At 31.7% G+C, this 25,091-nt stretch carries 21 protein-coding genes and 1 riboswitch; of the genes, 4 read left to right on the top strand and 17 right to left on the bottom strand.

The window, feature by feature from the left end:
- Positions 1 to 4 precede the first annotated feature (4 nt).
- Together msrA and BN2665_RS08965 are read right to left on the bottom strand one after the other, a co-directional pair.
- Positions 5 to 481 (bottom strand): peptide-methionine (S)-S-oxide reductase MsrA, encoded by a 477-nt coding sequence (gene msrA / locus BN2665_RS08970; protein WP_055666769.1) that lies wholly within the window; start codon positions 479 to 481, stop codon positions 5 to 7.
- A 287-nt stretch (positions 482 to 768) separates the two neighbouring features.
- On the bottom strand, positions 769 to 1,722 hold the full coding sequence (locus BN2665_RS08965; protein ID WP_055666768.1) for an ABC transporter substrate-binding protein: 954 nt from the start codon (positions 1,720 to 1,722) through the stop codon (positions 769 to 771).
- Between the two features lie 323 nt (positions 1,723 to 2,045).
- On the opposite strand from BN2665_RS08965, the gene BN2665_RS08960 reads away from it, so the two are divergent.
- The 3 genes from BN2665_RS08960 to BN2665_RS08950 are packed head-to-tail and all read left to right on the top strand — an operon-like array spanning position 2,046 to position 4,896.
- A complete protein-coding gene (locus tag BN2665_RS08960; protein ID WP_055666767.1) occupies positions 2,046 to 3,050 on the top strand; it encodes a FecCD family ABC transporter permease in 1,005 nt (334 codons plus the stop codon).
- Entirely contained in the window at positions 3,051 to 4,118 is a 1,068-nt protein-coding gene (locus tag BN2665_RS08955) for a FecCD family ABC transporter permease (protein WP_055666766.1), read from the top strand.
- 1 nt (position 4,119) lies between these two features.
- On the top strand, positions 4,120 to 4,896 hold the full coding sequence (locus tag BN2665_RS08950) for an ABC transporter ATP-binding protein (protein WP_055666765.1): 777 nt from the start codon (positions 4,120 to 4,122) through the stop codon (positions 4,894 to 4,896).
- Here the strand turns inward: BN2665_RS08950 and BN2665_RS08945 are convergent.
- The 15 genes from BN2665_RS08945 to BN2665_RS08875 form a co-directional block, all read right to left on the bottom strand.
- Positions 4,887 to 5,948 (bottom strand): pyridoxal phosphate-dependent aminotransferase, encoded by a 1,062-nt coding sequence (locus tag BN2665_RS08945; RefSeq protein WP_055666764.1) that lies wholly within the window; start codon positions 5,946 to 5,948, stop codon positions 4,887 to 4,889. The two genes, BN2665_RS08950 and BN2665_RS08945, sit on opposite strands and share 10 nt — an antisense overlap.
- Before the next feature lie 32 nt (positions 5,949 to 5,980).
- The gene (cbiB, locus tag BN2665_RS08940) at positions 5,981 to 6,922 is read right to left on the bottom strand and encodes an adenosylcobinamide-phosphate synthase CbiB (protein WP_055666763.1); all 942 of its coding nucleotides are present in this window, start codon (positions 6,920 to 6,922) and stop codon (positions 5,981 to 5,983) included.
- A complete protein-coding gene (locus BN2665_RS08935) occupies positions 6,915 to 8,429 on the bottom strand; it encodes a cobyric acid synthase (protein WP_055666762.1) in 1,515 nt (504 codons plus the stop codon). Before BN2665_RS08935 ends, cbiB begins: the two co-directional genes overlap by 8 nt.
- Before the next feature lie 10 nt (positions 8,430 to 8,439).
- Positions 8,440 to 9,027: an alpha-ribazole phosphatase gene (gene cobC / locus BN2665_RS08930; protein WP_055666761.1), complete on the bottom strand. Its 588-nt coding sequence runs from the start codon at positions 9,025 to 9,027 to the stop codon at positions 8,440 to 8,442.
- A 1-nt stretch (position 9,028) separates the two neighbouring features.
- A complete protein-coding gene (cobS, locus tag BN2665_RS08925; RefSeq protein ID WP_055666760.1) occupies positions 9,029 to 9,775 on the bottom strand; it encodes an adenosylcobinamide-GDP ribazoletransferase in 747 nt (248 codons plus the stop codon).
- A 7-nt stretch (positions 9,776 to 9,782) separates the two neighbouring features.
- Positions 9,783 to 10,340: a bifunctional adenosylcobinamide kinase/adenosylcobinamide-phosphate guanylyltransferase gene (gene cobU / locus BN2665_RS08920; RefSeq protein ID WP_055666759.1), complete on the bottom strand. Its 558-nt coding sequence runs from the start codon at positions 10,338 to 10,340 to the stop codon at positions 9,783 to 9,785.
- Between the two features lie 11 nt (positions 10,341 to 10,351).
- Entirely contained in the window at positions 10,352 to 11,419 is a 1,068-nt protein-coding gene (gene cobT / locus BN2665_RS08915) for a nicotinate-nucleotide--dimethylbenzimidazole phosphoribosyltransferase (RefSeq protein ID WP_055667115.1), read from the bottom strand.
- Between the two features lie 132 nt (positions 11,420 to 11,551).
- Positions 11,552 to 11,729, bottom strand: a riboswitch (cobalamin riboswitch).
- Between the two features lie 62 nt (positions 11,730 to 11,791).
- Entirely contained in the window at positions 11,792 to 13,807 is a 2,016-nt protein-coding gene (locus BN2665_RS08910) for a PAS domain-containing sensor histidine kinase (RefSeq protein WP_055666758.1), read from the bottom strand.
- A 24-nt stretch (positions 13,808 to 13,831) separates the two neighbouring features.
- On the bottom strand, positions 13,832 to 15,730 hold the full coding sequence (locus tag BN2665_RS08905) for a PocR ligand-binding domain-containing protein (RefSeq protein ID WP_055666757.1): 1,899 nt from the start codon (positions 15,728 to 15,730) through the stop codon (positions 13,832 to 13,834).
- Positions 15,731 to 15,971: 241 nt separating this feature from the next.
- Complete coding sequence (hisS, locus tag BN2665_RS08900; RefSeq protein WP_055666756.1) at positions 15,972 to 17,282, bottom strand: histidine--tRNA ligase; 1,311 nt, start codon at positions 17,280 to 17,282, stop codon at positions 15,972 to 15,974.
- A 420-nt stretch (positions 17,283 to 17,702) separates the two neighbouring features.
- Complete coding sequence (locus BN2665_RS08895; RefSeq protein WP_055666755.1) at positions 17,703 to 19,283, bottom strand: DEAD/DEAH box helicase; 1,581 nt, start codon at positions 19,281 to 19,283, stop codon at positions 17,703 to 17,705.
- A 95-nt stretch (positions 19,284 to 19,378) separates the two neighbouring features.
- On the bottom strand, positions 19,379 to 19,546 hold the full coding sequence (locus BN2665_RS08890) for a zinc-ribbon domain-containing protein (protein WP_055666754.1): 168 nt from the start codon (positions 19,544 to 19,546) through the stop codon (positions 19,379 to 19,381).
- Between the two features lie 151 nt (positions 19,547 to 19,697).
- Positions 19,698 to 20,549 carry a metallophosphoesterase gene (locus BN2665_RS08885; protein ID WP_055666753.1) on the bottom strand — a complete coding sequence of 284 codons (852 nt, stop codon included), beginning with the start codon at positions 20,547 to 20,549 and terminating at the stop codon, positions 19,698 to 19,700.
- The gene (locus BN2665_RS08880) at positions 20,546 to 21,670 is read right to left on the bottom strand and encodes a VanZ family protein (protein WP_055666752.1); all 1,125 of its coding nucleotides are present in this window, start codon (positions 21,668 to 21,670) and stop codon (positions 20,546 to 20,548) included. The genes BN2665_RS08885 and BN2665_RS08880 overlap by 4 nt, the downstream gene beginning before the upstream one ends.
- A gap of 188 nt (positions 21,671 to 21,858) precedes the next feature.
- Complete coding sequence (locus BN2665_RS08875; RefSeq protein ID WP_055666751.1) at positions 21,859 to 23,295, bottom strand: amino acid permease; 1,437 nt, start codon at positions 23,293 to 23,295, stop codon at positions 21,859 to 21,861.
- A 701-nt stretch (positions 23,296 to 23,996) separates the two neighbouring features.
- Here BN2665_RS08875 and rsgA point away from each other — a divergent pair.
- Positions 23,997 to 25,058: a ribosome small subunit-dependent GTPase A gene (gene rsgA, locus BN2665_RS08870; protein ID WP_055667114.1), complete on the top strand. Its 1,062-nt coding sequence runs from the start codon at positions 23,997 to 23,999 to the stop codon at positions 25,056 to 25,058.
- Positions 25,059 to 25,091 lie beyond the last annotated feature (33 nt).

The following is a 25,091-nucleotide window of genomic DNA, read 5'->3' as shown; positions in this document are numbered from 1 at the left end:
TTTTCTACTTGCTTAGATCAATATGACAATAGCCTCTAGGATTTTTCTTTAAATATTTCTGGTGATACTCCTCTGCATCGTAAAAGCACTTCAAGGGTTCAATCTCTGTAACAATAGGGTCTTCAAATCTCTCCTGTTGCTGCTGCTTAGTATTTAAAATCAAAGGTAAATCTTCTTTATCAATATAATAGATACCTGTTCTATATTGAGTCCCTATATCTGGTCCCTGTCTATTTAATAATGTAGGATTTATAATGTTCCAGAATTTATTTAATAAAGTTTCTAAGGATAATATATTTTCGTCATACTTTATATAACAAGCTTCTGCATGACCTGTGATACCTGTGCAAACCTGATGGTAAGTTGGATTTTCCTTAGTTCCATTGGCATAGCCTACCTTTGTATCTACCACTCCTTGAATTCTCATCATATAGGCTTCTATGCCCCAAAAGCACCCTCCTGCTAATACTATTTCTTTCATGTATATCACCTCGTTTTTATATTAATATTTTTAATCTTTTCATTTTTAATATTATTATACTACTTTACTTTATTATATATGGTTTTTTATAAATATACCTATAGAAATATATGATTTGTCCATGCAATTTTTCCTAAAATAAAAAGCTTGCTGAAAGGAACATATCCCTTACAACAAGCAAGTTTCATCTCTATCATTACATATTTTTAAAGATGCCTAAGATATATAATTTGCAAAAATCTAAGTGCATTTCTTTAGCCTCAAAATTCCTAGGAGCTAATTGCAACTTATATAGTTCCATCCTTTAAGAATTTCTCAATATCATCTAACATTAGATTTGCAGCTTTTATTCCACCTGCAGTGTTCCATGTTTCATCGCTTACCTTATACACCTTTCCCTTTTGTGATACCTTCAAGCTTTTAAATAATGAATCCTCTATCCATTCCTTTTCTCTAGCAGAGCCCTCGCCATTACCTGTTTCATAGGTAAAGTAGAATAATACATCTCCATCTGCTTCCTTTAATCTTTCTTTACCGATTTCAAGAGCAAAATCAGTTCCTTTTTGAGTAGCAGGCCTATTAAAGCCTATTTCCTTTAAAATAGTTCCAGAGAAGGTATCCCCTAAATATATTCTAGTTTTTCCAGGCATAAATCTAACTATAGAAATCTCAGTTTTCAATTTATCTCCAGCAGTCTTTGCTATATTTCCTATTCTTTCATTAAATTTATCTACTAATTCTTTTCCTAATTTCTCCTTACCTAAAACCTTAGCATAGAATTGGAAGTTTTCCTTCCACTCTCCTCTTAGAGTATCAGAATATACTGTAGGAGCCATTTGAGACAATTGAGCATATATTTTTTCATGCCTCATCTTATTACCTATTATCAAATCAGGTTTTAATGCGGCAATAGCCTCTAGGTTAACTTGGCTTTCTTGTCCAAGATTTTCTACCCCTTGCATATCTTGCTCTATATGCTTGTACCAAGGCTTACCTGTCCAAGATTGAACAGCACCTACTGGTTTAACGCCAAGAGCCAATAAAGCTTCAGTACCTTCATTAGTTAAAATTACCACTCTTTTAGGTTCTCCCTTTATCTCTGTTTTCCCCATAGCATGTTCAATCACTCTAACCTCTTTATTTTCTACCTGAGCATTATTAGCAGATTTTGTTCCGCAAGCTGTAAAGGTAAGCCCTGTTAACAGTAGTGCTGTAGTTGCTAAGATTTTATTTAACTTCATATGTATCCTCCTAAGAATATTATTGGTCTTATGGCATGCCTTAATTTAATTATTAACAAAACTATATTATCATAGTTATTTTTTAATTGCAAGTGATTATCATTTTATTTTGATATTGAATATAAAAATCATTGACAAGTTTCTACATAATTAGTAATCTAATTATGTACTATTTCTCTATAGATATCCAAGATTTAAAATTCGTATATGACTGCCCTCTTATAACTTAAAACTTTAATAATAATGTGTAGGATTTATGATGATTTTGGATATACTTATGTGAAATATATAACTATACTGCTGGAAGGAGCAGACACTTCACTATGAAATTAAACGATAGAAAATTTAAAATTCTAGGTCTTATTATCTTAATAATCTTAACCATTATAGCCATTATCCTTAGTTTGCTTTTAGGCTATATAAAAACCGACTTTGTAGATCTTATTGAAGCATATAAAAATTTTAACAATAGCACTACACATTTAGTAATAAGAGACTCTAGGATACCTAGAACTCTAATAGCCTTGTTTGTTGGCGGAAGTTTAGGTATATCTGGTGTTCTCATACAAGCCTTGACCAAAAATCCCATGGCCTCTCCTAGCTTGATAGGTATTAACTCTGGAGCTTCCTTCTTTTTAGTAGCTACCATGAGTTTTTTTCCGCAGGCCTCACAAGATCTTTTAACCCTAGTTTCCTTCTTAGGCGCAGCCTTGGCCTCCTTTATAGTTTATGCATTGGCTGGAGGGTTAAAAGGTGAAATGCAGACCATAGATTTGACCTTATCTGGTGCCGCTATATCCGCACTATTTCTTTCCTTAACTCAAGGCATCTTATATAAGGATCAAAGAACTATGGAGGAAATTTTATTTTGGCTATCAGGCTCAGTGGATGGGCGAAGCATAGATTCTTTGCTTAAGGTACTACCTTATTTAATTTCCTGCTGGATAATCCCCCTTGTTTTATACAAAAAATTAAATATTTTCTCTTTAGGAGAAGAAATGGCCAAGGGTTTAGGAGAGAAAACTGAATTGCTAAAGCTTTTTATAGGCATTGTCATAATTATTATGTCTGGTGCTTCTGTGGCTATAGCAGGACCTATTTCACTTATTGGTTTAATAACACCCCATATAATAAAAGCTTTCTTAGGAGAATCAGAATATCAATGGATTATACCTTATAGCGCTTTTATGGGAGCTTTATTATTAATTATTTCTGATATATTCAGTCGTTTTATTATTTACCCAAAGGAAATTCCAGTAGGCACTGTTACCGCTTTGATTGGAGCTCCCTTTTTCATATATCTAGCAAGAAAGGCGGAGAATAAATAGATGAAGAACTTTTTTGTGCTTAGAAATAAAAAAATATCTGTTTTATATGAAAAAAGAAGTATTAAAATATGTCTACTTATGCTCCTTCTTACTTTAATTTCACTAATCCTTAGCATAAGTATAGGTAAAATAAATATTTCTCCTTTAGAAGTGATAAAGGTATTTATAGGAATAGGAGACAAGAGGGATGCCTTAATAATAAATGCTTTAAGGCTTCCTAGAGCTTTAGTAGGCTTCTTAGTAGGAGCTTCCTTAGGACTTTCTGGAGCTATACTACAAGGAGTTATAAAAAATCCTTTAGCCTCCCCTAACCTTATAGGTATTGTGGATGGCGGCTCCGTAGGCGCACTAATTTTTTTAACCTTATTTACAAACCCCATTAATAATTCATTAACAGTGAGTATTTTTTATATGCCTGTTTTTACATTTTTGAGTTCTTTAATCTCTGTGGTAATAATATATGTACTTGCTTATAAAAAAGGAGTGACGCCTTTTAGACTTATTCTCATAGGCATTGGCATATCTGGTGCTGCTAAAGCTATTACTAATATACTAATTGTGAATGGTCCTCCTATATTTATTGCTACTTCTAACCTTTGGCTTACGGGAACTATTTACGGCTCTAATTGGACCCATGTAAAGGTGCTTTCTTTATGGTTTATAGTATTTTCCTTTATTACTTACTTATATACTAGAGAGTTAAATATCCAATCATTGGAGGATACTATATCTATAAGTTTGGGAACAAAACTTGAAAAAAATAGATTTATGCTTTTAATATTAAGCGCAGCCTTGGCTAGTGGAGCTGTAGCTATTGGTGGCGGTATAAGCTTTGTGGGCTTAATAGCTCCTCATATTTGCAGAAAGCTTACAAATTCCTCCTTCGAAAACCTAATACCTCTTTCTATATTGGTAGGAGGAACCATAGTAGTTTTATCTGACATAGCCGCAAGAACCTTATTCTATCCTTTAGATTTGCCCGTTGGAATCTTCACTGCGGCTATAGGTGCACCATTCTTTATATTCTTATTATGGAAAAATCAACAGACCTTGAGGAGGGGGAATTAAAATGAGTTTATCAGCTAATAATTTAAGCTTAGGTTATAGCAATAATATAGTTTTAAAAGATATCAATATTACTATTCCAAAACAAGAAATCACCATACTTATTGGCAGCAACGGCTGTGGAAAATCTACTCTATTAAAATCCATGGCTAGATTGTTAAAGCCTATGAAGGGAAATATAGTTATAGGTGAAGAAGATATCTTCAAAATGCACACTAAAAATGTAGCTAAAGAGCTTTCTATATTAACTCAGAATCCATCAGCGCCCTCAGACTTAACCGTATTTAATCTAGTGAAACAAGGCAGATATCCTTATCAAAGTTGGCTTAAGCAATGGTCCAAGCAAGACGAGCATATTGTATTAGATGCATTAACTAAAACAGGAACGCTAGATATAAAGGATAAAAAAATATCTGATCTTTCAGGTGGGCAGAAGCAAAGGGTTTGGATTGCTTTAACCCTAGCGCAAGAAACTGAAATAATACTATTAGACGAGCCTACTAACCATCTAGATATAAAATATAAAATTGAAATATTAGATCTGCTTAAAGATTTGAATAAAAATTATAAAAGAACCATAGTAATGGTTCTTCATGATATAAATTTGGCATGTAGATACGCTGATAATATAATAGCTATAAAAAATGGGGAAATATATGCCCAAGGTAATCCTGAGAATATAATAAATGAACCCCTCATAAGAGAGGTATTTGATATCAATGCTAAAATAGTGGCTTGCCCTCTATTTAATACACCTATGTGCATACCCTATCATTTATAAAAAATATCTCTTAAGGCCTCTGCCAATTTCCTATTACTTTCTGTATCCTTAATAGCTATTCTAAAGTCATAAGGGGTTAGATTTGAAAACCCCTTTGGCACTCTTATCAAGAAGCCTTTTTCTATGAGCTTTTCCTTTAAAGCAAAAGCATCTAAAGACTTATTTAGGCTTCTTATTAGAAAAAAGTTCGCCATAGAATTATATACTTTTATACCCTTTATTGTTCCTAGCTTTTCTTTAAAAGCTTCCCTTTCTTCCTTTATCCAATCAATAGAGCTTTTTATATAATCTCTATCTTTAAAGATAACCTCTGAGGCTATTACAGCTGCAGTGTTTATGCTCCAGGGTTCCATAAAAGCTTTTATTTTTTCTAAAACTTCTTCATTAGAGCTTATTCCATAGCCTAATCTAAGACCTGGCATGCCGAAGAATTTAGTGGCTGCCCTTATTATAAAAAGATTATCATATTCATAAATTAAATCCATGCAGCTATGCTCTTTGTAATCTCCAGTAAATTCAATAAAGGCTTCATCCATTACTAAAAAGCTGTTTGACTCTTTCATATGATCAAGCAAAGTTCTTATTTGGTTCTTTGATATTAAGGTTCCAGTAGGATTATTAGGATTACATAATACAAGTATGGAATTCTTTTTAATACCTGCAATTAGAGTTGAAACATCCTTTAATTGAAATTCCTCATCATAGCAATGTAGGTCAGAATAATTTATACCTATTCTTTCTGCCCCTCTTCTATACTCTGAGAAAGTAGGGACTATACTATACACTTGCTCAAATTTTAATGCCTCTATTACCTTATAGATGATATCCACTGCTCCATTACCTGCTACTATATAACTCTGATTTACATTTAAATATTCGCTTAGATTGTGTAGCAAGCCTTTATATTCTATATCAGGGTATTTAGTAAAATCATTTATATTTTCCATCAAGGCCTTTTTAAAGCTCTCTGGCACACCTAAAGGATTTATATTTGAGCTAAAATCTATTAAATTCTTATTATATCTATAAATATCTCCGCCATGAAAATTCATATATAAACTTCCTTTCTTGAGTTCATCTTCAACTATAAATTTAGGACTACAGCAATATAAATCAATAAATATAATATGGTAGCTCCGTACATTAATTTAATAGCATCTATAATGTGCTCCTTGTTTAATTCCTTTATCGCATCCCCTATGGTAGGCTTTTCTACAAGCTTTCCAAAATAATAATTACTTCCACCTAATTGTACCCCTAAAGCTCCTGCCGTAGCTGCTTCACTATAGGCCGAATTAGGACTAGCGTGGTTTCTTCTATCCCTCCTAATTATTTTAAAGCAATTTTTAAAATCCATTTTAAATAAGGGACATACTATTAACATAAGCAATGCAGTGATTCTTGCAGGTATATAATTTACTACATCGTCTAATCTAGCAGAGCTCCAGCCAAAGTAAAGATATATACCTTCCTTGTATCCTACCATGGAGTCTAAGGTATTTATTGCTTTATAAGCCATGGCTAAGGGTGCCCCACCTAAGCTCATGAAAAATAGGGGTGCTATTACTCCGTCAGAGGTGTTTTCTGCTACAGTCTCTACTACGGCCCTACCTATTTCTTTTTCATTTAAGTGTTCTGTATCTCTTCCTACAATATAGGATAATTGCTTCCTAGCTTCTATTATTTTACCCTCTTTTAATAGCACATATATTTTCATAGCTTCCTTTTGAAGACATCTAGGTGCAATGCATGTCCACAGAAATACCATGTTAACTATATAAAATAAATATATATTTACTCTCTTACATAGGTAAAGCACTAAAAAAGTTATGGTATAGGTTAATATTACTGTAGATAAGGTTAATCCTATACCTAGGACTCTTAGTCTATTAGAGTTATGATCTATTTTTCTAACTCTTTTCTCATAAAAGCTTATGTATTTTCCAATGAACCTCACAGGATGTGGAAAACCATAGGGGTCTCCTAAAAGTAAGTCTATAAAAAAAGCTCCTATTATGCTATACATTAATGGCATCCTCCAAAATGGAATAAAGCTTATCCATGTCTAAATTTTCTCTTACTATTTTCGCCAGCTCGTCATATTGCTCTTCTTTAAACTCCCAGAAATCCTTTGGAGTATCCTCTATAGGCTTTAAGCCTTTACTAATTCTTATATGGTTTAAAAAGCTTCTGGTAAACTCAGAATTATCAAAAATCCCATGAATATAGGTTCCTATAACAGTTTTATTATGGTTTATGACTCCATCAAATACCTCTACCTTAGAATTATTCCTGCTTTCTAAAGTGACAAAAGGTTTTTCTTCTCCAAATAATTTAGTTTCACCCATATGAATCTCATATCCTCTTAGCTTAAGTCCATAGAGATTATCTCTGCCTTCACATAGGGTGGTAGTTTTATGTTCCTTAAAAATGGTTACGGCATTTATTAAGCCTAAGGCCTTAATATTTTTCTCTTCTGTTTCCAAAGAGTCTTCATCAATAATTTCCATACCTAGCATTTGATAGCCTCCGCAAATTCCAAACACATAGCTACCTCTTTCACGACAGGCTTTTATAGCCTTTTCCATTCCGCTGCTTCTTAAAAACTTCATATCATATATGGTACTTTTGCTGCCTGGTATAATTATTAAATCTGGTCCTCCAAGCTCTTCAGCCTTATCCACAAATCTCATATTTATATCCTTATAGACTCTTAAAGGATTAAGATCAGTAAAATTAGACATATAAGGCAACCTTATTACAGCTATTTCTATATCTCCTTCCTTATTTTCATTAAATTTTCTCCAGTCAGTTACACTATCCTCATCTTCTAAGTTTAGATTAAAATGAGGTATAACTCCTATTACCGGCACATTAATTAACTCCTCCAGCATTTTTATACCTGGTTTTAAGATTTCATAGCTGCCTCTAAATTTATTTATTATTACTCCCTTTACCCTTTTTCTTTCATCTTCCTTTAACAACATCATAGTACCTAATAAGGAAGCAAAAACTCCTCCCTTGTCAATATCCCCTACTAATACCACTGGAGAATTAGCTATTTTAGCCATGCCCATGTTCACTATATCTTCTTTGTTTAAATTAATTTCCGCAGGGCTTCCTGCTCCTTCAATTACCACAATATCACTTTCATTCTTTATCTCTTCAAATATTTCCTTTATCTTCCCCTTTAGCTCAGGCTTAAATTTAAAATACTCAGTAGCTTCCATATTAGCATAAGGCTTTCCATTAATGATAACCTGAGATTTTCTGTCAGAGGTAGGTTTTAGAAGTATAGGATTCATTTTTACAGAGGGAACCTTTTTGGCTGCCTCTGCTTGCATAACCTGAGCTCTTCCCATCTCACCACCCTCTGGAGTGCTGTGAGAATTTAGAGACATGTTTTGAGACTTAAAAGGGGTTACATCATATCCATCTTGAGTAAATATTCTGCATAATGCTGTACACAATATACTTTTTCCTACTGTGGAAGCAGTACCTTGTATCATAATGCTTTTATTTTTAATTTTCATATTTTTGCTCCTAACAATTTATTTTTTTTATGGTGCAGAAATCTTCATATATTTCATAATAGCTATAGCATCCAAAATCAAAACTAAAATGCCAAAAATCCTCTTTTTTCATATTTAAAAGCAGAGTAGTGATTACCTTCATGACACCTTCATGAGTGACTAATAATACACACTGATTTTCACAGTTCTTTAATAAACTTTCAAAGCAAAGCTTTACTCTGGCATAAAAACCTTGAAAGCTTTCTCCTTGTGGTATGTTATAACTAGTCCATTGCCGCTGCCATTCCTCCCACTCCAAAGGATATTGCTTTTCTATATCTCTATAGTTCATTCCTTCCCATATTCCAAAATTTATTTCTTTTAACTCCTCTAAAATCATCAATTGAGCTTTATTGTCACTAACTATCTCTGCAGATTTTATAGTCCTGTCTAAAGTACTAGTAATAATCTTATCAAATTTTATATCTAAAAGTTTTTCTTTTAAAATTATACATTGCTCATATCCCTCTAAATTTATAGCAGTGTTTGTCCATCCATTATATAATCCTTTTTTATTGTAATCTGTACTTCCGTGTCTCATCATATATAGCTTAATCATATTAATTCATGCCTCTCACAAAAATGTATATCATCAGTACAGCTATTTCCGATAGCTCGTTCCAAGCGCCTAGAGTATCTCCTGTCATTCCACCAATTTTTTTAGTAATGTATTTTCTATATAAATAAACGAGTACTATGCTAAAAAGTATAATTACAAATGCACTGCTTTTTAATATTGCAAAGCTTAAGCTGCATCCTACAATAAGAGTTATTAAGGTTCTTGATAAATTTAAATGACCAATAAAAAGCTTACCTAATCCTTCTCCCGGCCTGGCATAGGGCGCCTTATATATTACTAGGCTCATAAGTGATCTTGATATTATAGGTGCTATCACTATTAACTTCATACTCTCATAAGAATTTAAATTATTAAGTAATATCCACCTTAAAAATAAATCAAAAAATATAGCTATACTCCCATTGGTGCCTATTCTGCTATCTCTCATAATTTCAAGCATTCTTTCTTTGCTTCTTGCTGAAAAAATGCCATCGCAGGTATCTGCTAATCCATCTAAATGGAGTCCTCCCGTAACTAATACATTAAAGAGCACCACAAAAACCTTAGCTATATCCTCACTTAAGAAACGACTGGTAAATAAATATACCAGCAAGTTTAATAGTCCTATTATAAAACCTACTATTGGAAAATATACTATTCCTTTTCCGAAATCTCCTTCTTTTACATCAATGCTTAAGTTTACAGGTATCCTAGTTAAGAATTGAAGTATTAATATAAATCTTTTCATCATTACCTCACTTTATTTTTAAATCAACGCCGCATACTACTAAATAAACCTCCTGAGATTTTTTAGCAATATGCTGATTTACTCTTCCTGCTATATCTCTAAAGACTCTTGATAATTTATTTTCTGGAACAATACCATAACCTACTTCATTAGTTACCATTATTAAGCTTTCACAATGAGAACCGGCACTTTCCATAAACTCGTCTACTCTTTCTATTATCCAGCTCTCCATTTTATTTATCTGCTCCTTGGTCATGTTATCAAAATTTTCTCCTGAGTAATCTAACATTAAGTTAGATACCATTATAGTGACACAGTCTAATAGCATAAAATCATAATGATTTAAGCCTTTAAACTCATGGTGAAAATTCTTATAACCTTCAAAGGTTTCCCAGTGAGCTGGTCTCCTTTCCCTATGCTTTCTAACCCTGTCTTTCATCTCCTCATCATAGGGAATAGAAGTAGCTATGTATAAAACCTTTTTTTCTTGTTCCTTAATCATATTTTCTGCAAAGGCACTCTTACCGCTTCTAGAGCCTCCTGAGACTAATATAATCTTCCCCATATCTCACCTCTTTATCTTATATCTATTAAATAATCATCATTGATTTGTGCCTCTTCAAAGGTGGCCATTTCGCAAACTATTCTGTTAGCTGCTTCTAAGAGATTTACTGCTAAAGGACATCCAGTCCCTTCTCCTAATCTCATATTTAAATTTAGCAAAGGCTTTAAGCCTAACTCTTCCATTATCAAAGTAAAGCCTGGCTCTGCAGAAGCGTGGGAAGGAATCATATACTCTTTAATCAGAGGATTCATCCTGCTAGCCACTAAAGCCGCTGAGGCTGAAATAAAGCCATCTATTATAATAGGTATTCTATAATAAGCTGCTCCAATATAGCAGCCTACTAGTCCCGCTATGTCAAAGCCTCCTACTTTATATAAAACCTCTAAAGGATCGTCCTTAGAAGGATTATTTATCTCTATGGCTTGTTTTATAATTCTTTTCTTATTTTCATAGCCTTCTTCTGTAAGACCCGCTCCCTTTCCCACAGCTATATTCACATCGCAACCAGTGAGAGCCATCAGTATAGCACTGCTGGTACTGGTGTTTCCTATGCCCATTTCCCCAGTGCCTAAAACCTTATATCCTTGTAGCTTCAGTTCTTTTACTACTTCTATGCCTACCTCTATAGCCCTTATAGCCTCTTCTCTGGTCATGGCCGGACCCTTGGCCATATTACTGGTGCCTTTTCTTATCTTTCTATTTAAGATTAATGGGCTTTCTACATTTGAGTTTATGCCTATATCCACTATTTTCACATCCATGGAAGCTTGTCTACATAATACACTTATACCTGTCAACCCTTTTGTAAAGTTTATGGTTTGAGTAGTGGTGATGTATTGAGGACATGAGCTTACTCCCTCTTCCCACACTCCGTTATCAGCACACATAACTACAGTACATTTTTTGTTGAATTCATTTTTAACCTGTCCTGTTATTCCTGCTGTTTGTATAGCCAAGTCCTCTAGCCTGCCTAAGCTTCCTATAGGTTTAGCTAAACTATCTAATTTAGTTGAAGCCTCCTTCATTGCTTCCTTACTCAAGGGTTTAATGTCTTTTAATAATTTTTCATAACTAATAATAATCACCTTCTTATGTAAAATAAAAAACCGCACCCAAAGGATGCGGAAAATCTACGCCAAAAATATTTAATACAATGGTATTACAAAATTTATAAAATATCTTTTGCGTTTCTCCTCTTCCCTCCGAAGAATTAAAACCTTAAATACTAGGCAGGTTTCCTGGCTTATGAATCTTCTTACTCTCCGACCTTCTCAGTTTCCTAATGGTTACTCGGATTTCATCCTCATTTACAGTAGCGGGGGCTGCGGCGGATTTACACCACCTTCTCTTTTAACCCTTTTTAAAGGCACCTAAGCATTGCTATTAAATTTTAAATCAAACAATTCAATTATAACATTTCAAATTTAGTAGTACAAGTATAGGATTTCTTTCTAAAAATATATATCTGAAAATTCTATCTTTATCTTTTCTACCAGCTTTTCTTCGTCCATTATATATTCCGTAAGCTCGTAGTCCTTCTCTATGACTCTATCTGGTAATTTTATAAAGAATTCAGTTTCCTTTCCAAAGATGCTGCTTACCGTTACCTCTCCTCCATGCATTTCTACAAAAGACTTAACTAGGGATAGTCCTATACCGCTTCCCTCACATCTTCTAGTTAATAAATTATCTACTTGTCTAAATCTTAAAAATAACATATCTATTTTATCTGCTGGTATTCCTATGCCTGTATCCTTTATGCTTATAGTTAAATATTTTTGTTTTTTACTGATATTCACGTATATACTATCTCCGCTGGTACAAAACTTTATTGCATTAGATAAAATATTTAGCATTATCCTCTCCATTTTATCCGGGTCACAGCAAATAATTTTTTCTTCCATTTCTGTATCAAATACTATATTAATACCTTTTAGCTTGGCATATTCCACTACGGATAAGGTTATGTCTTCAACTAAACTTATTATATTTAAATTTTGAGCATTAAAAGCCATAAACCCTGCATCAATCTTCGTTGAGTCAATTAGATTATTTATAAGGCGTAGTAATCTGTAGCCGTTTTGCTTTATTATTTTTAAATATTTATCCCTATTATCCTCACTGATAACATTATTGCATTCCAATAATTGTAAAGCTCCTATTATTATATTTAATGGTGTTCTTAATTCATGAGATAGATTTGAGAAAAATTCAGTTCTGAGCTTTTCTAATTCTAAGGTTTGGTTTAGCAGCAAGGATTGCTTTTCTAATTCCTTCTTAAAAATTTCCTCTTTAGCTTTTATAAGTTCTTCTTGGGCTATTTTTAACTCTGTTATATCTTTTCCAATGCCTACTTTTCTTATAATTATTCCACTGGAATCTTTAATGGGAAACCGCTTGGCCCAAATCCATCTTATGCTGCCATCTGGTCTAATAATTCTATACTCTTCGTTAAAAATTCCTTTTTGAAGATAAACCTCTTGACCCACACCTAAAATATTATGCATTCTATCTAAATCTTCTTTATGAATATATTTATAAAAGGCTTTATTATCTTTATAGAATTCATCTCTACTTCTTCCCCATATCTTTTCAAAGGCAGGGCTTACATACTCCACTTTTTCATCGGTACCTATCCAAAATACATCATTTATGCTGTTAGCTATTTGATTAAAGCGCTCCTCTGTTTCCTTTAAGCTCTGCTCAATTTTTTTTCTGCTGGTTATGTCCCTACTTACTCCTATTACACCCGATAAATTACCCCGCTCGTCATAGAAAGGAGATTTTTTAGTTTCGATATAGCTTATATCTCCATTAGTTAAAACTATCTCGTTCTCATATATTTTAGTTTCTTGGGTACTTAATACTTCTTTATCCTGCTTTACAAAGGTCTCTACCAAGCTCTTATCTCTGTCTATTTCATAATCCGTCTTCCCTATTATCTTACTCTTATCTGATAATGAATATCTCTTTACAAAGGCTTCATTACACTCTAAATATACTCCATTTAAATCTTTATAAAGTATACTATCCGGTATTGTATCAATTAAGGATTCTAAAAACATCCTTTGCTTTATTAATTCTTTTTCCATTATCTTAGATTGGCTTATATCCTTGCCCACAGCAAAAAAAGCCTTTTCTTCATTCCATATTCCTTCTGTTATTTGTACTTCTACCTCTATTTCAATACCACCTTTAGAAAGTATAGGTAAAGGACAGGTTTTTAATTTACCTTGAACAATCATCGTAAATAATTTGCTTGCTTCAGCCAAGTACCTTTTAGGATGAAGATCAAATATATTTAGCTTTAAAAATTCCTCAAAAGAATATCCTAACTTCCTAATAGCGCATTGATTAGCAAATAAAATATTTGCATTTATATCTACTACAAATATAAAGCTTTCTATAGTATTGAACAGATTTCTAAAGTTATTTTCATTTTCTTTAACTATCTTATGTTCTAACATATTATTACCTCTTTGAAATTTATTTTATAAATAAATATCCGCAAACTCTATTTTTACCGTTTCAATATCTATATTTTTATTTTCTATATCTAACTTAACAGCATGATTTTCGTCTATAACCTTTACAGGAAGCTCTATTATAAATTCAGTTCCTTTCTTATAACTGCTATTAAGCTCTATGTTTCCATCATGCATTTCTATTAAAGATTTTACTAAGGATAATCCTATACCGCTTCCTTCATGATTTCGAGATAAAGACTTATCTACTTGAACAAATCTATCAAATATGTATTTTTGCTTTTCTACGGGTATTCCAATTCCAGTATCCTTTATAGAAATATAAATCTTACTTGTCTTATCATAAATGCTTACATAAATAGTACCAAAGGTCTCAGTAAATTTAATTGAATTTGAAAATAAATTTAACAGTACCCTTTTAATCTTTTCCTTATCAAAACTCATATATTTCACTTCTATATCCGTATCAAAAACAATATCTATATTTTTTTTATCAGCATAGCTTGATACTTTTTCTATGGTATCCTCAATTACTTGAATTAAATCTGCATTTTCTAAATTCAGCTTTAAATGGCCTAAATCAATACTTGTTATATCAATTAAATTATTTACTAATCTTATCAATCTAAAACAATTTTTTTTCATCATATTAATATACTTATTTAGACTATTTCCTACTTCATCAATGTCTGTTTTATTCTTTAAAATCAGCTCACTTATTTGTAATGCACTAGATATCACATTTATAGGTGTTTTAAATTCATGAGAAATATTAGCAAAAAATTCAGTTCTTAATCTTTCATATTCTAAAGATTCGTTTAGAATTCTGTTATACTCAATGACTTTCTTATTTATAACCTCTAAGCTTTTTTTATCAGATATATCTTTAAAAACTACTAATATGGCTTCTTCTCCTTCATAAGCTATCTTCACTATGGAGGTCTCAAAATACATAGTTTCACCGGTTATCTTATTCACTAGTTTTTCTTCTGTTTGATCAAGTTTATGATTACGTTCTAATAATTCTAAATTTTCTAAATAGATTTTCATATAGTCCTCATGAGGACAAAATAAATCTGTATATTTATACTTCTTTATTTGTTCAACACTCACCATATTGAAATATTTAAGTCCTTTAGAATTAGCAAAGATCACATTTCCTTCTCTTATAACTAAAACGCCATAAGGTAGTAATTCAATTAAGCTTCGATATCGCTCCTCGCTATCTTTTAACTTCTTTTCCATAGCCTTAATAGACTTTATTTCGCTTTTTAATCTGTAATTTATAGTTCTAAGCTCTTTGGTTCTAATGTTTACCATATCATCTAACTCTTTATTAATAAGCATTAACTCTTTCTTATTCTGCTTTTGCAGTAAATTATTAAGTCCTATTTGAGAAAGCATATGAGATAGCTCTATATAAAACTTCATATAAGAATCTAACTGCTTTTCTGATATTATAGGAACGCTGTTTAAAGTTTCATAATATTCTTTACAATCTAATTGTAATACTTTTGCTTCTTTTTTGAAAGCATCTAAATCAGGTGCTTCTATAAAAAACTGTCCAAATATCAGTGTAGCTATGTGATAACCGTCTATTTTAATTGGTGCATAAGCTTCAACTAAACCATTTTTACATATACGTATATCATACTCACCAGAATTAAGTTCTTTTGTTTTTTTCACTAAGATGTCTAAGCTTTCTAAACATCTTTCCATACCTTTTTCACTCTTCCTATAGAATTTTGTACAAATATCATGCCAGCCTTCATAACTAAGCATGGTTCCATCTACAGAAATTAAAGCATGAGGAATTTTAGTTATCCTATAGAACTCTTTCATTAGCCTTTGGAAATGGTTTAAATCCACTATCTCCGAAAGGTTATACTCACAATACTCACCCATTTTTACTCTCCTCAAAATAATATATCAAGAATTATTATAGCATTTTTTCAAAATTATACTAATTAATATTTTTCGATTAGATTTTTATTATTTGAATCAAAATTCGACATTTATAATTCATATATTTAATTAATGTTATTAAACTACACATAAAATACTCCTTTTTAAATTGGTTTTTAATGCAATATATGTAGTTAAACATAAAAGCGATGCATTTTAAATTATAATGCATCGCAATTTTTTATAATATATTAAGTATATCTTCAATGGTTAATTTCTGTTGCTTTCCTTCTACCATGTCCTTTAATGCTAATATTCCAGTATTCCTCTCCTCTTCTCCTATTATTATTACATAGGGAATATTAAGTTTATTAGCATAGTTTAGTTTCTTTGGAAACTTGATGTCCTCCAAGAATACTTCAGATATTATTCCCTTATCCTTAAGTTTATTTCTTACCATAATAGAGTACTCAATTTTGTCATCCATCGGAATTACTAATACTTTAGTTAAAGTAGATGCTCCACTACCCTTTATAATATTTGCTTCTCTTAGCTGATAAAATAACCTAGTTAATCCTATGGATATACCAACTCCCGGAAGCTTTTGAGTGGTATAATAACCAGCTAAGTCATCATATCTTCCTCCTGAACAAACAGATCCTATAGATGGATAATCATCTAATATGGTTTCATAAACGGTACCTGTATAATAATCTAATCCTCTTGCTATTTTTAAATCTATATTAAAATTCTTTTCTGGAACTCCAAATTCTCCTATATAATATACTACCTTAGAAAGCTCTTCTAGTCCCATAGTAAAGCCTTCATTATCAATACCAAGATTGTTTAAGGCTCCAATTATTTCTTTATTATTTCCTTTAATGCCTATGAACTCAATGATTTTTTCTACAGCAGTTTCCTTTATATTTAGAGATAGAAGCTCCTTCTTTACAGCTTCTTCTCCAATTTTATCTATCTTATCTATGGTTCTTAAAACTTCCGCCTTATCTTCAATTTCTAGATATTCAAAAAATCCATTTAATAGTTTTCTGTTGTTTATATGAATAGTAAAAGTTTCAAAGCCTAAATCCTTAAAGGTAGAGTAAATTATGCTTGGTATCTCTGCATCATTTATTAGATTTAACTTACCATTTCCTATTATATCTATATCGCATTGAAAGAATTCTCTAAATCTACCCTTTTGATTTCTTTCTCCTCTATATACCTTTCCTATCTGATATCTTCTAAAAGGAAAGGTTAAGTCATTCATATGCTGAGAAACATATCTAGCTAAAGGTACAGTAAGATCAAATCTTAAGGATAAATCGCTATCTCCCTTGTTAAATCTATAAATTTGTTTTTCTGTTTCTCCGCCCCCCTTTGCTAATAATACTTCTGACTTCTCAATTACAGGAGTGTCTACAGGAATGAATCCGTATTTTTCATAATTTTTCCTTATGGTATCCATCATATTATTAAATAATATTTGATCTTCGGGTAAAAGCTCCATGAAACCTGGTAAAATACTTGGTTTTACGATTTGTTTTTCCATATTCTATTCCTCCATGACAAACATATTATATTATTTGTAATTAATTCTTTCCTTGTAATAACTATACTTTCATATACACTCTAGCAAAAACCTGCCAATTACGCAATATGGTATCTTTATATATTTTAATACGTAAAAGCACTAAAGCGCAACATAAATAAAAATTACGAAGTAATTTTTATTTAATGCACAATGCACAGTTCACAATTCACAATGAAGGTAATTTTTTCTCCACTGCCGCTACAAAAAAATTGAAAATTTGTAAAGAGCGGCTAATACTTAGCCACGATTTTTTATGGCTAAAGCCATTAAAGCTATAAATTTAGATTTTTCGTAGAGTAACGGAGAAAAATCTTCCTCAATTGTGCATTGTGAATTGTGAATTATGAATTGAAAAAAGCGACTTCCGTCGCTTTTTTCTTAGTTTCTGCCTCTATTAGCAAATTCAATTCTTACACTTCTACCATTTAATTTTTTATTATTTGCTTTTTCTATTATTTTTCTAGCATGGTTTTCTGACACATCCATAAAGCAGAATTTATCTAAGATATCAATGTCTCCAATTTCACTGGATTTAACTCCTGCATTATTGTCTATAAAAGTTAATAAGGACTTTATGTTTAAATTATCCTTTTTACCTACAGTTAAGAATAGTCTGTTGTAGGATTCCTCTTCAGCTATATCTTCTTCGTACTTATTGCTCACTTCTTTTTCAAAAAGCATTGCCATTAAAGCAGCAGATATATGAACTAAATTTCCTTCCTTTTGTAAGCCTTCAACTATAGGTAGGAATTTCTTATAATCCTTACCCTCTAAATTTTCCCATAGGCTTTCCACTAAGCTATCACATTTTTTGTCCATGATATCCTCTAGTGTAGGTATTTCTTTTTTCTTTATAGAGCTCTTAGTGAAATTTTCAATCTGTCTAATAATCTTCTGCTCTTTAGGATTTATTAATGTATAGGCTATACCTTCTCTTTCAGCTCTTCCAGTTCTTCCAATCCTATGAACATAGGACTCTAAGTCTTGAGGAATATCATAATTGATAACATGAGAGACATTTTGCACATCTATACCTCTTGCTGCTACATCTGTAGCTACAAGGATATCTAATATGGACTCTTTAAATTTCTTTAAAGAATTTAATCTTTGATTTTGCCCCATATCTCCATGCATGCCTTCTACATTATACCCCTTTGCTTGAAGGGCTTCCACTAACTCATCTACACCTTTTTTAGTTCTACAGAATATAATAACTCCATCCGTATTATCATAATCTAATACTCTGCATAAAGCTTCTACCTTGCTTTTGCTCTTGCACTGAATGTAGTACTGATCTATTTTATCTACAGTTAAAGATTTTTTTACTATAGATATATGAAGTAAATCTTTTTTCATATATTTATAGGCTAAGTTTTTTACTTGTTGAGGCATAGTAGCTGAAAATAAAACTGTTTGTCTGTCAGAATTAGTCTCTTTTATAATACTTTCAACCTCATCAATAAATCCCATATTAAGCATTTCGTCTGCTTCATCTACTACTAAGTATTCAACCTCTTGAAGTTTTAAGCTTCCTCTGTTCATATGGTCTATAATTCTTCCTGGAGTACCTACTACTATATTAGCACCTCTTTTTAAATCCCTTAGCTGCATTTCTATGGATTGCCCTCCAAATATAGGTACTATCTTAAGTCTTGCGTGCTTTGCTATACGCCTTAACTCCTCTGTAACTTGAAGAGCCAATTCTCTTGTAGGAGTTAATACAAGGGCCTGTATATTATTCTTTACTTCTTCTTTATTTAATATATTGCTTATTATAGGGGCTCCAAAGGCCAGGGTCTTACCCGTACCTGTTTGTGATTGAGCTATTACATCCTTCCCATCTATTATGGCAGGTATTGCTTCTGCTTGTATAGAAGATGGTTTTTCAAATCCCATGTCCTCTATAGCTCTAAATACTTTTTTATTCAAATTTAATTCATCAAAATTCTTATTAATCATATTTTCTTCCTTTCTAATTGTAAACCTATAACTAATTTATACACATAAAAAAGCTGTTGACATACAATCAACAGCTGCTTGATAATCGTAGTTTATTATCTTCTGAAAGATCTATTGTTATTTGATTGCTTTCTTGCTTTTCTACATTCCGGACATCTTTGCGGCTCATTGTCAAAGCCTTTTTCTTTATAGAAAGCTTGCTCGCCTTCTGTAAATATAAATTCTTTTCCGCAGTCTTTACATACTAAAGTTTTATCTGCCATATCGATACACTCCTTTTTTAAGATTATTATAATATAAAAAAATTTTATCTCTTAAAAAAGAAGAGTATAAACTTTTATTATATTAAACGACATGCATTATTATATCACAATAATTTAATTAGTCAAATAATATTTTTTGGTAAGTAAGTTATTACTTACTATATACTGTCATCGATATAATTTCAGGGCGGTTAAATAGCCTTTGAGGTGCTACACTGTTTCCTAACCCTCTGCTAACTATCATAGTTGTATTATTTTTATTATAGGCTCCCTTATAATATTTTGGAAAAAATCCTTGGTTTGGAGCTATGACACCACCTATAAAAGGTATATTAATCTGTCCTCCATGAGCATGTCCTGCGAATACTAAATCTATTCCAGCTTCCTCATAAATATCAAATAGTTCCGGTCTATGAGAAAGTAAAATATTAAACTCTCTTTCTTTATCATACTCCATACTTTTAAGCACATTTTTAGTAATTTCGAAATCTTTATATGCCTCACTGTAGTCTTTTGTGTTGAAGGCTGGATCATCTACTCCTAAAATATTAATATAGTCTCCTCCTTTACTTACTGTTAGCTTATTATTTCTTAGTACATTAACCTCTCTTTCTTTTAGCTTTCTTTCAAGGGAAGGAAACTTTCCAGACCAAGCCTCATGATTGCCTGTAACATAGTATATGGGGCATATATCTTTTATTTTATCAATAAAGTCCAAGCTTTTATCTTCATTATAACGTCTCCTATCCACTAGATCTCCAGTAATAACTATTATATGTGGTTTTTCATCCCTTATCTTCTCTACTAAGTCTTTATTATTTTTCCCAAAGACTTTACTGTGCAAATCAGATATTTGAATAATTTTAAATCCCTCAAAGTCCTTTGGCAGCTTACTGCTATATAGTTCTTTCTTAGTGAGCTGAATAGAATTATTTTCAAAATAGAGAAAAGATATTAGGATTATAAGTATAATAAAAAAAATTAATATTTTAGGCATCTTCATATATTTAAATCCCTCATCTTATTTAAATTATTGGTGATTACCGCATTCCTTGTCCCACTAATTTTTTCATAAAAAAATAGCTTTTGTTTGCTAAATATATTTATGACTAAGTTCACTGCTATGATAATATTAAATACCATCATAACAAATATTACCACTATATTAATTAGACCTTTTTCCCCATTTAAAGTAATTACCTGAATCATGATATAATTCAGACCAGTAATGCCGTAATAAAGAATTCCATATCTTTTGAAAACCTCTAAGAACTTTAGTTTTTCTTCCTTTCCCTTGACCTTTATCCTTACAAGCCATTTTCCAAAAGTTCTTCCATTGGTAGCATATACTATTAATATAAAATATATAAAAATAAGAATTGCCTTTGAAAATAACTCTTGCTCCCTTTTAAATATAGTCAATACAAAAGAAACTATAGTCCAGTCTATAGAAAAAGCTATACCTCTTCTTACAATTCCTATTGGCATACTGCTTAAATCCACATTTTCATCTAATTTTTCTGCTTCAGGCAAAAAATAAGCAAACATAGGAGCAATTATAAATCCAATTAACCCACCCAAGGTATTTAAAATCAAATCATCCACATCAAAAATCCTATAAGGAGCATTATATATTCCGTATAATGCAGTAAGCTGGGTAAGTTCAAAAAATAATGACATAAAGAAGCTCATTACTAATGTTTGCTTTAACCCTTTATTAAAATAATATCTTAAATATATACCTAGAGGGGTTAATAGTACCCCATTAAAAGCAGCTTGAAGAAAAGCTCTTTCTTTAAATATAGTTATATAGGTGGATTTATTGCCAAATACCACTTTACTTTCTTTAATTATATCTCTTATAAAATTAAAAGGAGTAAGCTTATAATATACAGTACCAGGCAATTGAAGACTTTTTACATCCCTGGATGCAGGCAGTGGCAAAATTATTAAATAATAAGCTGTTATTAAATATAATAAAAAGGAATAAAGTATAAAAGCTCTAAACTTATTAAGATATCCATATTTTTTATATTGAAATATCAAAAAGGGTAAGGTTATAAAAGCGGCTATGAAAGGGAAAGTAAAAAAAGCCATCTTTATAGGAAATGCATAGCTGTTCATAGCATCTTCCCTCCATTTCAATTAATTTACTTAAACATTATAGCATATTATTTTATCCCCGTCCCTTAATCACTTTTACATATATTTAATATAATTTCAAAAACAAAAGAGTATCTAGCTCTTAAGAACTTAAACTAAAATTAGCTAAGTCCTTAACTAGATACTCTAATGCGTATGCATATATTAAATTAGCTTATATTATTTTTCCTTTTAGCTATCATTGGTAATATTAATCCTAGACCGATTAGTACGAAAGGTGTTATAAAGTTAAGAGTAATTTGGAAATACCATTGTGAGCTATAAGCTTGAACACCTTTTGGAAACATACCCATTACACAAGCAAAGGCTGTAAATAAGAAGCACCATAATCCCACTCCAAAGGCTACCTTTGAGTTCTTTATGAATTTATATTCGTAGTTTAGCTTTCCATCTAATACAGATCTTAACGCCATATAAGCTAAGAATACCCATAAGTACCTCATTGGCATAACTACTGAGTTAAGATCTAATAGCCAATTAAATAATGTGTTAATATCTCCTATACCAAAAGCCGGTACCATTATTAATATGCCTACTAGCACAGCAGTTAATTTATATCCGTTAATTGGAGCACCATTTTTATTGATCTTAGTTAAAGATTTTGGTATATATCTTTCATCAGCATCAGAGAATAACACCTTTAACGGAGCATCTATAGAGAATACTAACGCTGAAATTTGAGCTGTCATATTAGCCAAAGCATAAACAATTAGGAAGAAGTTTCCTAATCCATAATATTCTCCAAGCATCTTAAAGGCATAATATTGACCATTCATCTTTAAGTCCTTTGGAATATTGTTTGCATCAAACATCATACCCATAGCTATAGATCCTAATAAGGCTGATATAGCTACCATTATGGCTAGTACAATCATTCCTTTTGGGAATTCCTTACTTGGATTCTTTGTGTTATTAACATACGGAGAAATTTTTTCAGATCCTCCTACTGCAAATACCAACATTGATAAAGTAGTAAAGTAAGCAAAATTAAATTCTGGCATTATTGACTTAAAACTTATATTAGTGGTAGCAGGCTTTACTCCTGTTAATGCTGGTGCAGCAATTACTAATAGTATATATAATAGCGACATTATAAATGTAGAAGTACCTGCTATGGTTCCTATTTTCTTTAGGGAATTTACTCCCTTAGAAGCTACCCATAAGAATATAAAGAACACTACTAAACTTATAGATTGTAATACCATAGGATTTAAAGCTTTTATAACTTTACCATCTTGAAATACACTCCAGCTTAATGCTATTAATATAGCTTGTGGCTTTTGCGCTAAGTAAGGTACATGTACCACCCAGTATGTCCATCCTGCTAAGTATGCAAGATTAGCTCCCATAGTGGATCTTATCCATGTACTAACTCCACCTCTTCCATCTTTAAAGGCCGATCCCATTTCACCAACCATTAAAGCATAAGGAACAAAATAAAGAGCAATCATTAGCACCCAGGATACAATAACTGATAACCCCTGATTGGCATAGTTGTTTACAACATTTCCAAATCCCCATACCATAACAAAAGCCATCAATGCCAGGTTGTACCACCTAAGGTTTCTCACTTCATTGTTATCCATAATACAAACCTCCTCTTTAGTAAAATAATAATTCAACATTCTGTTAAACGTTTGCACCGAAAAATAATTTATTTCCTGCCTTTCTCCATCTGATATATCTTATTTTTCGACTTTTTTCTACATTTATTTTGTTACATTTCATATCTTAGCACTATTTTTAACACAAAACAATAGCTTGATTTTAATTTTATCGAAATTTTATTCATCTTGGCTGTGGATATTTAAATTTTTAAATAAAATAATTCGTTAAAAAAGTTTTATAACGAATCTTTCTTATCACTTTTTTGTGAAAATGTTAATAAAGTTCTATTAAAATTATAAAATAATGTATTAAAATCATTGACATTAAAAGGTATTTGCTAATATAATGAAATTGTGTAAGTAAATTTTAGGCGAAGGGAGTGTTGTATTATGAAAAAGTTTATATTAGAGGTGATTTATAAATAAAACTTAATACTGGATCATGTCACATATAAATGAATATTAATTTATTTTAATATACTTCATTTATTATGACTATTGATCACTCTAGTTTAGTAACCCCTTAGGCCTATATATTTTAATAATTTCAAAATGAGGCACCATGGTTATGGTGTTATTTTTATGCAAAAAATGCTATCGGGAAGCTATTCCTCTTAGCTTTTTTTGATTTCTAGGGGTTTTTAATGCGATTAAAATAGATTATGAAAGAAGGTATACTATTGTCATTACAACAATATGGATGGAATAATTCCTTAAATGAAGAACTTAAGAAATATACTGATAAAAACTTAAAACCAGCAAGAGTTACGATGGAAAGTAAAAACTTATATAAGCTATATACTGATATTGGTGAGGTAGAAGCTAAAGTCTCCGGCAAATTTATGTATGAGGCCATGAGTAAAGCTGATTTTCCTAGCGTGGGAGATTGGGTAGCTATATCCCTTAGAGAAGATGAGAAAAATGCTACTATTCATTCAGTGCTTCCTAGAAAAAGCTCTTTCCTTAGAAAGGTAGCAGGCACAATACCCGATTCTCAGGTTATAGCAGCTAATTTTGATTACGTTTTTATAATGACTTCTTTAAACAATAATTTTAGTTTAAGAAGAATAGAACGATATTTAGCTATTGCTTGGGACAGCGGCGGATTACCCGTAATAATTTTAAGCAAAGCAGACCTCTGCGATAATATTGATGAAAAAATTTCTTCTGTAGAGAGCATAGCTCCCGGTGTCCCTATACACGCAGTAAGCTCTGAAACCGGAGATGGAATTGAAACCCTTTTTAACTATGTTGTTTCAGGAAACACTATAACTGTAGTAGGCTCCTCTGGAGTAGGTAAGTCCACTTTATTAAACAAACTATCCAATGAAAATTTAATGGACACCAGCTCCATAAGAGAAGAAGATTCTAAAGGAAGGCATACCACTACCCATAGGCAGATGTTTCTTTTACCCTCTGGAGGACTAATAATCGATACTCCGGGTACAAGAGAGCTAGGGCTTTGGGAGATAGATTCTGGTATTACAGAGACCTTTGGTGATGTTGAAAGTATAGCTTTAGGCTGTAAGTTTAAAGATTGTAAACATGAAAAGGAGCCTGGCTGCAAGATTAGAGAAGCCTTAGCTAATGGTATGTTGGATTCAAAAAGGCTAGAGAGCTATATAAAACTGAAGAAGGAACTTAAATATATTGAAGCTAAAAATCAGCATGCTTCCAGAGTCAAAGATAAAAAGAAGATGAAAAATACTAAGGACTACAAGTGTAAAACATATGAATATTAATGTAATACTGCTCTATACCAAATAAAAAAAATG

This window comes from Desnuesiella massiliensis (assembly GCF_001403615.1).
Taxonomy (GTDB): domain Bacteria; phylum Bacillota; class Clostridia; order Clostridiales; family Clostridiaceae; genus Desnuesiella; species Desnuesiella massiliensis.
The sequence above is the reverse complement of the archived record's forward strand: the minus strand, read 5'-3'. Positions and strand labels throughout refer to the sequence as shown.

Bases quoted from the DNA above. Each gene is read 5' to 3' on its own strand.
- msrA (WP_055666769.1), bottom strand. From the start codon at position 481: ATGAAAGAAATAGTATTAGCAGGAGGGTGCTTTTGGGGCATAGAAGCC.
- cobS (WP_055666760.1), bottom strand. From the start codon at position 9,775: ATGAAAAGATTTATATTAATACTTCAATTCTTAACTAGGATACCTGTA.
- cobC (WP_055666761.1), bottom strand. From the start codon at position 9,027: ATGATTAAGCTATATATGATGAGACACGGAAGTACAGATTACAATAAA.
- cobU (WP_055666759.1), bottom strand. From the start codon at position 10,340: ATGGGGAAGATTATATTAGTCTCAGGAGGCTCTAGAAGCGGTAAGAGT.
- BN2665_RS08880 (WP_055666752.1), bottom strand. From the start codon at position 21,670: ATGAACAGCTATGCATTTCCTATAAAGATGGCTTTTTTTACTTTCCCT.
- BN2665_RS08875 (WP_055666751.1), bottom strand. From the start codon at position 23,295: ATGGATAACAATGAAGTGAGAAACCTTAGGTGGTACAACCTGGCATTG.
- BN2665_RS08965 (WP_055666768.1), bottom strand. From the start codon at position 1,722: ATGAAGTTAAATAAAATCTTAGCAACTACAGCACTACTGTTAACAGGG.
- BN2665_RS08935 (WP_055666762.1), bottom strand. From the start codon at position 8,429: ATGAAAATTAAAAATAAAAGCATTATGATACAAGGTACTGCTTCCACA.
- BN2665_RS08960 (WP_055666767.1), top strand. From the start codon at position 2,046: ATGAAATTAAACGATAGAAAATTTAAAATTCTAGGTCTTATTATCTTA.
- BN2665_RS08950 (WP_055666765.1), top strand. From the start codon at position 4,120: ATGAGTTTATCAGCTAATAATTTAAGCTTAGGTTATAGCAATAATATA.
- cbiB (WP_055666763.1), bottom strand. From the start codon at position 6,922: ATGTATAGCATAATAGGAGCTTTTTTTATAGACTTACTTTTAGGAGAC.
- BN2665_RS08910 (WP_055666758.1), bottom strand. From the start codon at position 13,807: ATGTTAGAACATAAGATAGTTAAAGAAAATGAAAATAACTTTAGAAAT.
- hisS (WP_055666756.1), bottom strand. From the start codon at position 17,282: ATGGAAAAACAAATCGTAAAACCAAGTATTTTACCAGGTTTCATGGAG.
- BN2665_RS08885 (WP_055666753.1), bottom strand. From the start codon at position 20,549: ATGAAGATGCCTAAAATATTAATTTTTTTTATTATACTTATAATCCTA.
- BN2665_RS08955 (WP_055666766.1), top strand. From the start codon at position 3,051: ATGAAGAACTTTTTTGTGCTTAGAAATAAAAAAATATCTGTTTTATAT.
- BN2665_RS08905 (WP_055666757.1), bottom strand. From the start codon at position 15,730: ATGGGTGAGTATTGTGAGTATAACCTTTCGGAGATAGTGGATTTAAAC.
- BN2665_RS08890 (WP_055666754.1), bottom strand. From the start codon at position 19,546: ATGGCAGATAAAACTTTAGTATGTAAAGACTGCGGAAAAGAATTTATA.
- BN2665_RS08945 (WP_055666764.1), bottom strand. From the start codon at position 5,948: ATGAATTTTCATGGCGGAGATATTTATAGATATAATAAGAATTTAATA.
- BN2665_RS08895 (WP_055666755.1), bottom strand. From the start codon at position 19,283: ATGATTAATAAGAATTTTGATGAATTAAATTTGAATAAAAAAGTATTT.